The following is a 12,995-nucleotide window of genomic DNA, read 5'->3' on the forward strand; positions in this document are numbered from 1 at the left end:
ATGAAGATGCTGCATGTCCCTTTGTTGATGATGGGTTTGCTGCTGTGCTCCCAGGGGTTTGCCGCCACCGCGCAGCAAAACAAAATGACCACGTGCAACGCCGAGGCCAGCGCCAAGACCCTCAAGGGCGACGAGCGCAAAGCCTTCATGAGCACCTGCCTCAAAGCCGCCCCCGCCGCGGCCGCCACACCTCAGGAACGGATGAAAACCTGCAATGCCACCGCCACCACCCAGGCCCTCAAGGGCGATGCGCGCAAAGCCTTCATGAGCGAGTGCCTGAAGAAAAAATAACCCTAAGGGCAGCCTTGCCCCGGCCTGCATGAACCCTGTGTTTTCTGTGGGAGTGGGCCGGGCAAGCCCACTCCCACAGGGGCGCTGTTTTCCCTCCGTATGGCCACTTCCTCCTCCCTCTCTGGCGCTCAGTAATGGCACGCCATGATGGCACTCGTATTGGCAACTGCCGTTCGTCACCTTTTTGCAACCATTTGTAAATGTAGGAATCTTTACCACTTAAGATGCCCGCCGATTCAGTCGGGCGATTTGCATTTGCATTGCCCCGATACTCACGCCGGCATTCGCCGCAGTTAGCCATTCAAGGGAATGAAGGCATGTCACGTTTTGGCATTACGCACGTATTGGCTTGTTGTGCGGTGTTTACCTCCCTGGCCCAGGCCGCTCCGTTCCAGACGCCCGGTGACCGCGACCTGATTCGCGACCGCCAGCAGCAATTGCTGCAAGAGCAACAAAAGCGCCTCGACGAGCTCCAGCAGTTGCCCGGCAAGACTTTGCCCACCCCCGTGCCGGAAAAAACCGACGACGAGCGCTGCTTCCAGATCAATGCCATCGAGCTGGACGGTGCCCAGCACCTCGACGCCAACGCCCGTGCGCAACTGCTCAAGCCCTACCAGGACCAATGCCTGTCGGTGGGGCAGATCAACGCCTTGCTCAAAGCCGTGACCCACCACTACCTGGAACGGGGTTTTGTCACCACCCGCGCCTACCTGCCGCAGCAAGACCTGGCCGGTGGTGTGCTGAAAATAGTGGTAGTCGAAGGGCGCCTCGAAGGCCTCGACAGTTCCGCCCTGGCCAGCCCCCGCGAGTTGGCCATGACCTTCCCCGGCAAGACCGGCGAACTGCTCAACCTGCGTGAACTGGAACAACTGGTGGACCAGCTCAGCCGCTTGCCCTCGCGCCAGGCGCAGCTAGAGCTGGCCCCGGGCGAGCAGGTCGGTGGCAGCCGCATTGGCCTCAAGGGTGAGCGCAGCAAGCCCTGGCATGCCTCGGCCACGCGCCACAACGACGGCGACCGCAGCACCGGCCAGCAGCAGATGGGCGTGGGGCTGGACTGGGACAGCCCCCTGGGCCTGGCCGACCAATTGAGCCTGCGCGCCGGGCAGGACGCGGTCAGCGACCACTGGCGCCATTCCGATAACCAGAGCCTCTACTACAGCGTTCCCTACGGCTGGTGGACCTTCAATTACGCCTACAGCCAGAGCTACTACCGCACCCGCAGCGAACTGCAGGGCATGGATTTCGGCTTCGACGGCACCAGCAAGAACCACGCCCTGCGCGCCGAACGGGTGCTGCACCGCGATGACGTCAGCAAAACCGCCATGACCTTGGGCCTGAGCAACCTGCGCACGCGCAATTACTTTGAAGATGACTTGATCGGCATCTCCAGCACGCGCATCACCGAAACCCAGCTCAGCTTCAACCACGGCCGGCGTATCGGTACCGCGTTCGTCAACCTCGATGCCGGTTGGCAGCAGGGCATCGGTGCGCTGGACGCCCAGCGCGACAGCAGCCACCACGAACCACAGTCGCGCTACAACAAATACAGCCTGACCCTGAGCTACTTGCAGCCGTTCCAGCTATGGGGCGAGAACTTCAGCTTCGACAGCCTGGCCACCGGCCAGCGCAGTGAAGATGAACTGTTCAGTGCCCAGCGCATCAGCCTGGGCGGGGTCAGCTCGGTGCGCGGCTTCCAGGACCAGACCCTGTCGGGCGACAGCGGCGGCTACTGGCGCAACCAGTTGCGCTGGCGCCGGGCCGTGACCTGGCAGCCGCTGCTGCCGCTGGTCAACGAATACGGCGTGGCGTTTGCCTACGACGTTGGTGTGATCGAGGGGCGCAACCTGTCCCCCGAGGCGCGCGAAGTACATGGCCGCATGAGCGGCAACGCCCTGGAGTTCAACGCCCGGGGCAAGTACCTGGCCACTTCCGTGAGCTTCGCCCGCTCGCTGGAACGGCCCGGCATTATCGAAAAACGTGAGCGTCCGGTGTATTTCCGGGTCGACCTGTTTTTCTGACACCTGAAAGGAAGACCCGCACATGGAAGTCCGCAACCCGCTGTCTCAATGCATTGCCCTGACCCTGGCCTCGGTTGTGTTCCTCAACCCGTTAGTGGTCGTGGCCGCCGGCCTCACCGTGGACGCGGCAGCGGGCGGCAATACCAGCATTGGCCAGGCGGGCAACGGCGTGCCGGTCATCAACATCAACGGCGCCAACGGCAGCGGCTTGTCCCACAACAAGTTCACCGACTACAACGTCGGCGCCAACGGCGTGATCCTCAACAACGCCACCGGCAAGTTGCAGAACACCCAACTGGGCGGAATCATCCTGGGCAACGGCAACCTCAAGGGCCAGGCCGCCAAAGTCATCCTCAACGAAGTCACCGGCGGCGGGCGCAGCCAATTGGGCGGCTACACCGAAGTGGCCGGGCAGGCGGCCCGCGTCATTGTCGCCAACCCCCACGGCATCACGTGCAGCGGTTGCGGCTTTATCAACACCCCGCGCGCCACCCTGACCACCGGTAAACCGGTGATCGAAGGGCAACGCCTGGACCGCTTTGAAGTGGACGACGGCGACATCAGCATCGAAGGCGCCGGCCTGGACGCCAGCGACCTCGACCAGTTCGACCTGATTACCCGCAGCGCCAAGCTCAACGCCAATATCTACGCCAAAAACCTCAACGTGGTCACCGGGCGCAACGACGTCAAGGCCGACGACCTGAGCACCAGCGCCCGCGCCGACGACGCCAGCGCCAAGCCGGAACTGGCCATCGACAGCTCCGCCCTGGGCGGCATGTACGCCGGGGCGATTCGCCTGGTGGGCACGGAAAAAGGCGTGGGCGTGCGCCTGGCCGGGGACATGGCCGCCAGCACCGGCGACATCCAGATCGACGCCAGCGGCAAGGTCAGCATGGCCGGCGCCAGCGCCAACCAGGCCATTGCCGTCAACGCCCAAGGGCTGGACATGCAGGGCAAGGTCTACGCCGGCAGCGAAGTGCGCATCACCAGCCGCGGTGATGTGACGGTGAACAAAAGCCTCGCCGCCCGCGACAAGATCAGCGTGGCCAGCACCGGCCAAGTCACCAACAAAGGCATCGTCGAAGCCGGCGTGAATGCGGACAACAGCCGCAACCTGCTGGGCGACGTCACCCTCGACGCCAAGCACGTGGCCAACAGCGGCCAACTGATCGCCAACCGCACCCTGCAAGTGCAGGCCAGCGAGCTGCTGGACAACCAGAACGGCATCGTCCAGGGCGTCAACGTGGGCCTGACCACGGCACGCCTGGTCAACCAGGGCGCGGACGCCCGGGTGCTCGGCACCTCGACCCTGCTCCTGCTGACCCCGGCCATCGTCAACCTGGGCGGCTTGATCCGCTTCGCCGACGGCCAGGCCACCACCCTCAACCTCGACAGCCTGGACAACAGCGGTGGGCGCCTGGAACTGGCCGGGGCGGACCTGGAGCTCAACGCCAAGCAACTGAACAACCAACGCGGCTCGGTGATTGCCGACCAACTGCACATCACCGCCCAGCGCCTCGACAACCAGGGCGGTTTGATCGCCTCCAGCGTCGGCCAGAACAGCCTCAAGGTCAGCGGCCAACTCAACAACAATGGCGGCGTGCTGCAAGCCCAGAGCCTGGTGGACGCCAACACCGGGGAGCTGCTTAACGTCGGCGGCAAAGTGGTGGCCGACCAGTTGAAACTCACCGCGCAACGCCTGGACAACCGCCAGAACGGCCTGCTCAGTGCGGAGAAAGGCAGCCTGACGCTGACCCTCGCCCACGACCTGAACAACCAGGCCGGGCGCATCCAGGCCAGTGAAAACCTGACCCTGGACGCGGCCAGCATCGCCAACAATGGCGGCACCCTGGTTGGCCGACAACTGACCGTCACCAGCCAAGGCGCGCTGAACAACCAGGGCGGCAAGATCGGCGCCGAGCAATTGGTGCTCAAGGCCCAAGACCTGGACAACCGCCAAGGCGTGCTGCAAGGCACCACCAGCGCCAGCCTCACCGCGCGCGACCTGAACAACCTGCAAGGCAACATCAACGCCGGCACCCTCACCGCCCACCTCGACAGCCTCAGCCAGAACGCCGAGGGTGTGCTCAGTGCCGAAACCGGCACCCTGACGCTGGTGGTGCAAAACGACCTGAACAACGCCAGCGGCCACCTGCAAGCCAAGGCCGGCGACGTGGACCTGCGCAGCGCCGGCCTGAACAACCAGCAAGGCGTGGTGGTGGGCAAGCAACTGCTGCTGACCCACGGCGGCCTGCTGGATAACCGCGGCGGGCGCGTGGTGGGCGATCAACTGAGCCTCGGCGCCGGGCGCATCGACAACAGCGCCAACGGCCAACTGCTGGCCGGCGCGGGCGGCGCCCTGGTCAACACCGGGCAGTTACTCAACAACCTGGGCCGGGTGCAAAGCGACGGCCATTTGCAAGTCAACAACGGCGCCATCGACAACCATGGCGGCGTGCTGCTGGGCAACAGCCTGGGCCTGAACGTCGCCAGCCTGGACAACAGCGCCCAAGGCTCGCTGATCGCCACGGGCGGCGCGATTGAACTGGCGGTGGCCGGGGTGCTCAACAACGCCCTGGGCCTCATCGACGCCGGCGACCACGCCTTGCGCGTCAGCCAAGTCACCTCGCTGGACAACCAGGGCGGCACCCTCGCCGGCAAACGCCTGCAAGTGCAGGGCACGGTTGTGGATAACCGCAAAGGCCAACTGCTCTCGGGCATCGATGGCTTGAACCTCACCGCCAGCGCTGTGGATAACCGCGAAGGCCTGGTGCTGGCCCAGGGCGGCGCGGCCGCGTTGGTGCTCAGCCAGGGCAGCCTCGACAACCGGGGCGGCGCGGTGCAGGGCGACAGCGTCGAGGTGCTCGCCGCCTCGCTGGACAACAGCGCCCTCGCGGGCAAGGCCGGGTTGCTCAACGCCCAGGCCGGGGCCTTGAAACTGGTGGTCGATACGCTCACCAACCAGGCCGGGCGCCTTTACGCCAAAGGCCTGCTCAGCGTCAGCGGGCAACTGCTGGACAACCGCGCCGGCGGCGAAGTCAGCGCCAACAGCCTGAACCTCAACGCCCTCACCACCTACAACCAGAACGGCTTGATCGAATCGGCCGGCAACCTGCTGCTCACCGGCACCCGCCTGGACAACAGCGGCGGGCGCATGCGCGCTTTGGGCGGCGACCTGAGCCAGATCCTGCTCACCGATACCCTGAACAACCAGGGCGGCTCCATCGGCGTTATCAGCCAGGGCCTGACCCTCAAGGCCGGGGCCATGAACAACGTCGCCGGCAGTGTCGAGCACGCCGGCAGCGGCCTGCTCAAGGCCGAACTGGCCAGCCTCGCCGGCACCGGGGGCCGCCTCACGGGCCTGGGCAGCGGTGATTTCGACATCGGCGCCATCGACGGCGCCGGGCAACTGCAAGTCAACGGCGCGCTGGACGTGGCCGTGGGCGGCAACCTCAACCTGCTGGCCGGCGATCGCATCGCCAGCGCCAGCAACCTGACCCTGGGCGCCACCACCCTGAACAACGGCGGCGAAGTGCTCAGCGACGGCGACCTGAACCTGGCCCTGGGCGGCGACCTGAACAACAGCGGCCTGATTTCGGCGGCCAAAGCCGTGAGCATCGCGGCGGGCAACCTGGTGCAGAACGGCGGGCGCATCGCCAGCACCGGCGCCACCACCCTCAACCTGCGCGGCAGCCTGGACAACCTCGGGCGTCTGGTCGCCGGGCAGAACCTGCTGGTGCACGCCACCCAGGTCAACAACCGCGGCACCCTCGGCGCCATGGGCCAACTGGACATCTTCGCCGGCAACGGCATCAGCACCGGCGCCGACACCCTGATCTACAGCGGCGCCGACATGAACCTGCGCGGCGCCAGCCTGAGCAACTTCTACGGCGACATCTACAGCAAGGGCAACCTGAGCTTCGCCGGCCTCGACGGCGGCCAGGCGCAAAGCCTGAGCAACCGTTCGGCGAACATCGAAAGCGAAGGCGACATGACCCTCAACGTCGCCAGCCTGGAAAACCGCAAAGACGTGTTCGAGATGGGCGAATCCCTGGTCAGCCGGCGCATCGACATCAACTGCACCGACTGCTCCGGCAAGCACCACACCGCGACTTTCATCGTCAACAGCACCTACCAGGGCAAAGTCATCAAGGACTCGGCGGGCGCGCGCCTGATCGCCGGGCGTGACCTGTTCATCACCGCCGGTACCGTGGAAAACAAACAAAGCCTGCTGGCCGCCAACCGCGATGCCTTCGTCAAAGCGGCGAATTTCTACAACCGTGGCGCCACCCTCGACCAGCGTGTGGAAAGCACCACCTACTTCCTTCATGGCGTGAAACAGGGCGACTTCCGCTGGGCCGAATCCCAGACCCACCTGTGGAACAGCCGCAACGCCGCCAGCGCCCCCGACCAGCAGGAAGCGCTGCCGGTTGCCGTAACCCAGTACCCGCAGATCGGCCAGAGCAGCGTGGTGCACCCGGGCACGCAAACCGCCTACACCTCCACCCTGCAATCGGGCCGCGTGCTTAACCTGGATGTGAGCGGCAACCTGGAAAACGGCACCCTCAGCACCCAGGCCTTCGCCCAACTCACCGGCCAGGCCCTGACCGACACCGTCGGCCTGGTGGGCGGCCAGACCCTCACCGTCAATGCCCTGGGCAGCGGCGGCGCCAACCAAGTGGCGGCGGATGTACGCCGCGTCGAGCGGGTCAATGCCGACGGCAGCACCGTGGTCAGCTTCGTGCCCGTGGACTTTGCCGGCGTACCCTTTGTCGCTGTAGACCCCACCGCCCTGGCCAACTATCGCCTGCCCCAAGGCGAATACGGCCTCTTCGTACGCAACCAGGACCCGGCCAGCCGCTACCTGATCGAAACCAACCCGAGCCTGACCAACCTGTCCAAGTTCATCAGCTCCGACTACCTGTTCGGCTTGATGGGCTACAACGACGACCGCGCCTGGCGCCGCCTCGGCGATGGCCTCTACGAAACCCGCCTGATCCGCGAAGCGGTGCTGGCACAGACCGGGCAACGCTTCCTCGCGGCCGGCCTGACCAGCGATTTGGAGCAGTACCAATACCTGATGGACAACGCCATCGCCTCCAAGGACCCACTGCAACTGAGCCTGGGCGTGGCCCTGAGTGCCCAGCAGGTCGCGGCGCTGACCCACGACATCGTGTGGATGGAAAACCGCCAGGTGCAGGGCCAGAACGTGTTGGTGCCGGTGCTCTACCTGGCCCAGGCCGAATCGCGCAACCTGCGCGGTGGCAGCCTGATCCAGGCCCGCGACATCAACCTGATGGCCGGCAACGACCTGACCAACGTCGGCACCCTGCGCGCCAGCAACGACCTCACCGCGCAAGCGGGGCGCAACCTCTACCAGGGCGGTTTGGCCCAGGCCGGCGAGCGCGTCAGCCTGTTGGCCCAGGACAGCATCCGCAACGCCTTGGGCGGTGAAGTGCGCGGCAACCGCGTTGACGTCGCCACGGTCAAGGGCGATGTGGTCAACGAACGTGCGGCCATGCAAGTGCTGTACGGTTCCGGCTCGCGCACTAACTTGGACCAGGGCGGCCTTATCAGCGCCCGCGAGCAACTCAACGTCAGCGCCGGGCGCGACCTGAGCAATAGCGCCCAACTGCACAGCGACGGCAACGCCAGCCTCAATGCCGGGCGCGACGTGGAGCTGTTGGCGGTGCAAGACCACACCTTCACCCAGAGCGCCATCCGCCGTGGCCTGATTACCAACGACACGGTGAAAACCCTCGGTTCCAGCGTCACCACCGGGGGCGACCTAGCGGTCAACGCCGGGCGCGACATGGCCATCGTCGCCAGCCAGGTGAAGGCGGGCCACGACATGGCTCTCAACGCCGGCAACGACATCGCCATCGTCTCGGGCCAGGACGAACAAAGCTCGACCTTCTACCAGAAGAAAAAAGGCTCCTGGGGCAAGAGCAAAACCACCCAGAGCGCCGACTCGTCCACCACCAACGTCGCTTCGCAGATCGAGGCCGGGCATGACCTGACGGTCAACGTCACGCAAGACAAGGAAGGGCGCATCAGCCTCAACGGCGGGCGCGATGTCACCGTCGCCGGCAGCCAGCTCAAGGCTGGCAATGACTTGCTGGTGGGCGGCGTGCGCGACGTCAGCCTGGTGTCGGCGCAAGAACAGGCCGACAGCAGCTACAGCATGAAGAAAAAGGGCAGTTTCGGCCTGAGCAAAAGCGGCAACAGCTCAAGCGCCAGCAGCGTTACCCAGGTGGGTAGCGAGCTGAGCGCTGGCAACGATGCGGTGCTGGTGGCCGGCGGTAACGTCAACCTGTCTGCCAGCCGGGTGAGCGCCAAGCGTGACGCCGAACTGCGCGCCGGGATGATCGACAAGAACGGCGACATCAACCTGATGGACGCGGCCAACGAGTCCACTAGCCACAGCGAAAAATACAAAAGCAAAGTGGGTTTCAGCACCTCCGGCAACTTCATCTCCATCGCCTCGGCGAAGAAATCCGGCCAGGAAAACCTGCAAAGCCAAAGCGTTGGCAGCCAGGTCAGCGGGGGGCGCGACACCACCCTGCAAAGTGCCCGCGATGTGAACATGATCGGCAGCACGGCCCAGGCCGGGCGCGACTTGCAGGTCAATGGCGGGCGCGACGTCAACGTGCTGGCCGGCAGCAACAGCCAGGACCAGAGCCACTGGAGTTCCAAGAAACAGACTGGGCTGTCCCTGGAAAGCGACCGCAACGGCTTCACCGCGTTTGCCGGGCGTGAAGCGCTCAAAGAGAAATCCCGCGACGCCCAACAAACGGTCGCGCCGAGCCAACTGCTGGCCGGCCAGGACGTTAATGTGCGCGGCGGCCGCGACGTCACCCTGGAAGGTGCCAACGTGGATGCCGGGCGCGATATCAACCTGCACGCCGCCCGCGATATCCATGTGGATTCGGCCGACGAAACCTTCATCCAGGAACGCAGCAAAACCCGCGACCGCAATGGCCTGACCGTCAACGTCAGCCACAACTACGGCAACACCATGGACGCCATCAAAGGCACCGGCAAAGGCGAGGACAACGTCAGCAAGGCCTCCAGCGTGCTGAGCACCGTGGACGCCATCAACCAGTTCACCTCCGGCCCCACCAGCGCCACGCACTTTGGCTCGGCCAGCCAGGGCACCCGCTCGCGCCAGGAAATCCGCGACAACGTGCCGTCGACATTGGGCGCAGGGCGTGACATCAACGCCGTCGCCGGCAACGACCTGAGCGTGCGCGGCAGCCAGTTCGAGGCCGGGCGCGACATCACCCTGGTGGGCAAGAACGTCACCCTCGACGTGGCCCGTGGCACCGTCAACGAAGAAAGCCAGACCACCCGCAGCCAGGGCGGCATCAACGGCCAAAGCGGCGGCGGCAGTGCCCGCGCGGGTATCGGCGGCAGCAACGGCGTGGCCAGCGAAGAAAGCAGCCAAGGCACCTCCAACCCCACCGTGCTGCTCTCGGGGCGCGACACCAACCTTGAAGCGCTGGACGACCTGACCCTGGTCGGCACCCAAGTCATCGCCGGGCGCGACATCGACCTGCGCGCCGGCAAAGACCTGACCATCCGCGCCGCGCAGAACGATTCGAGCAGCGAATCGACCCGCCGCAGCGGCGGTGGTGAAGTGGGCCTGGCCCTGGGCGGCAAGGACTTCATCGCCGTCTACGCCAGCGTCGACATGGGCAAGGGCAAACTGGAACGCGAAACCGAGAAACAGCAGACCGCCTACCTCTACGCCGGTGACCAGTTGCGTTTTACCAGCGGCAAGGACACCACCATCGCTGGCGCTAACCTGCGCGGCAACGAAGTGCTCGGTCGGGTCGGCGGCGACCTGCTGGTATCGTCGGTGCCCGACACCGGCAAAGTCAGCGGCAAGCAACTGGACGTCAGCGTCACCGTCAGCATCGGCCTGGCCGGTGGCGGCGGGGTCAGCGGTTCGGTGGGCGCGGGCAAGACCACCGGCAAGACCAACTGGGTCGAGCAGCAAACCAGCATCACCGGCAAGAACGGCGTAGACATCCGCACCGAAAACCACACCCAACTCGACGGCGCGCTGATCGCGGCCGACAACGGCAAGCTCAAGCTCGACACCAACACCCTGGGCGTGCGCGACATCAACGGCAGCGACAAAGAGCACAGCTACTACGTCAATGTCGGCGGCGCCTTTGGCTGGGGCGCGGGCGGCGGCGAAGGTGGCGCCCAGGCGACCACCGGCAAGCAAGTGGCCTTCACCAGCGACAAGACCCTCAGCGGCGCGCCGAAGGAAGGCTTCAACGGCTGGAGCGTCAGCGGCTACAACTACCGCAAAGACCGCGAGCAAGATGTGCGCGCCACCGTCGGCGCCGGCAACCTCATCGTGCGCAACGACGCCAAGACCGGCCAGGACTCCACCGTGGGCCTGAACCGCGACGTGACCAAGGCCTACGAAATCACCCGCGACAAGGAAAAACGCACCGAACTGTACGTCAGCGAATCGTCCCTGCAGGCCGTGGCCAACCCCAAGGCCACCCTGGGCAAGTGGAAGCAGGGCCTGCAGGACTACGGCAAGAACAGCTCGGACCTGTTCAAACACTACGGCGACCTGACCAAGGCTGCCGAGCAAGCCCTGGAAGAAAACCCGGCTATCGCACCCTTGGCGTGGATCCCCGGCGTGATGCAAGGGGCCATGGACAAAACCTCCTACGCCACCCTCGGGCTGATGCCCGGTGTGGTCAGCCATGGCGGCGTGGTGACCCAGTTGCCGGTGTTGCTCAGCGGCGACATGAGCTTCTACCGCACCCAGTTGTTCTACCAAATGGACGACAAGGGCCAGGTCAAGGTCGACGCCGACGGCAAGCCGATGCTGGACATGAACAAGACCACCTACGACATGATCCTGCGCCCCGAAGGCTCGGGGCCTATCGCCACCAACGGCATCCAGAACGCCTTTGAGGCGGCGCTGGTCAACGGCGGCATGCAGACCGGCCACGACCAGTTCACCCAGGCCTACAACCCGGAACACGGCATGCTCGGCGACCTGCTGGAGTCGGCATGGGACGTGACCCTGGGCGGCGTCAAGCGCTCGGGCAACGCCCAGCAATTGCACGAGTTCTACCAGGCCGGTATCGACCAGGGCTTCAAGCTCGACCTGGTGGGCCACAGCCAGGGAGCGCTGCTGACCTACCGTGGCATCAGTGGCCTGGACTTCGGCAACAGCGCCGGGGCCATCCAGCTCTCCGGCGCGCCGGTGTACGCCAACAGCTTCTACGACGCGGCCGAGCAAGCGGGCTTCAACATCAACGACAACAACGCGGTGTTCCAGGTCAACCGGCCGGATTCCAAGGTGTTCTTCGGCATGCTGCCGATGACCGACACCGTGTCCGACCTGCTGGGCGGCAACGCCCTCAACTCCAACGACCCGATCAGCCGCTTCCTCGGCGCATTGGTCACCACCTCCAGCCTGCTGGGCAAGGACAGCCCGCACTCCAACTACCTGTGCCAGGTGCGCTCGATGTGCCAGAACGGCGCCAGCCAGTTGCAGCAGGACTTCAAGAACAGCACCACCACCAACAAGGACGGCACCACCAAGAAAACCTACATCGTGCCGACCTTTATCGACCGCAACGGCAACTCCGGCGCCGCCCTTTGAGGCAACGCCTTTGGGCGCTGACGTTGCTGCCCGTGGCCCTGTGGGGCTGCGGGCAACCGCCGCTGGTGCGCGAGAACGACCGCCACCTGAGCCGCATGCTCTGTGAGGTGGGCGAGCAACGGGTGACCCTCAGCCCGCGCTTGGCCTACGACTTGCCCGGGCCCTTGCGCCACACGGCCTGCGGCACGCTCAAAAGCGGCTTCAACTACGACAAGCGCCGGGATGTGCTGTCGGTGAGCACGGCGGCCAGTTTTTCCGAGGGCAGCGCGGACGTGCTCGCGGCGTCGCTGTTTTTGGTGGTGGAAAGCCTGATGGACGGCCAGGAACCGGCGGCGCTGTACCCGCCCGAGGCGTTCTTGCAGGCCAAGTTGGCGGCCATGGACCTGACCCCCAGCAAGGCCCGGCCCGAGGCCATCGAGTGGCGCACGGTAGAAGGGCTGCAATGCCTGCGGTTCTTCGACCAGTGGCACAGCCCCGGCGGCGTTCGCGAGGAAGAACTGCGCTACTGGTGCTGGGAAAACCAAAGCGGCCTCAAACAACCCTTCCTCGTGCGCGCCGGCCAGCGCGTGGCCGAAGGTAAACCGGGGTTGAACCTGGACCGGGACATGCTCCAACCCTGGTTCCACAGCCTCACCCTCAACCGCCTCGCACCCCCGGCCCTGGCCCAGGCCAACGCCAAACTGCGCGTGGCTTGCGCCCAAGCCAAAAGCCGCTACGACCAAGGCCTGCCCTGGGGCGACGACTTTCCCGACAAACGCCTGGCCCGCATGCGTTTGCAGTACTGCGGGTATTGAGTGGGGCGCCTCACTCCAGCGCCGGCCCAGCACTGAGACAACCTGTCACGCGACAAAAGACCACGCCAGTGGCGGGCGCAAATGGGACTACTCTTTCCACGTTAATTGATCCAGATCAATTTCATTGCGAAATGGGTCTGGCGGCCCGCGAGCCGGAATCCCTGCGTTGCGATGCTTTTAATAGAACGAATCCGAATTCGCCGCACTCCATAACCGTGGGGGCAGTGGTTGCAGGCCCCTGGCCAGCAG

Annotated in this window: 4 protein-coding genes; all 4 read left to right on the plus strand. The window is 65.3% G+C overall.

Annotated features, from left to right (window positions below; translation table 11 throughout):
- The 4 genes from AC19YR_RS15930 (at position 1) to AC19YR_RS15945 (ending at position 12,746) form a co-directional block, all read left to right on the plus strand.
- Complete coding sequence (locus AC19YR_RS15930; protein WP_095109570.1) at positions 1 to 291, plus strand: PsiF family protein; 291 nt, start codon at positions 1 to 3, stop codon at positions 289 to 291.
- A gap of 317 nt (positions 292 to 608) precedes the next feature.
- A complete protein-coding gene (locus AC19YR_RS15935) occupies positions 609 to 2,309 on the plus strand; it encodes a ShlB/FhaC/HecB family hemolysin secretion/activation protein (RefSeq protein ID WP_095109569.1) in 1,701 nt (566 codons plus the stop codon).
- 22 nt (positions 2,310 to 2,331) lie between these two features.
- A complete protein-coding gene (locus tag AC19YR_RS15940) occupies positions 2,332 to 11,952 on the plus strand; it encodes a hemagglutinin repeat-containing protein (RefSeq protein WP_500599198.1) in 9,621 nt (3,206 codons plus the stop codon).
- The gene (locus AC19YR_RS15945; RefSeq protein WP_500599200.1) at positions 11,949 to 12,746 is read left to right on the plus strand and encodes a hypothetical protein; all 798 of its coding nucleotides are present in this window, start codon (positions 11,949 to 11,951) and stop codon (positions 12,744 to 12,746) included. Before AC19YR_RS15940 ends, AC19YR_RS15945 begins: the two co-directional genes overlap by 4 nt.
- Positions 12,747 to 12,995 lie beyond the last annotated feature (249 nt).

This window comes from Pseudomonas sp. MF08817 (genome assembly GCF_059862705.1).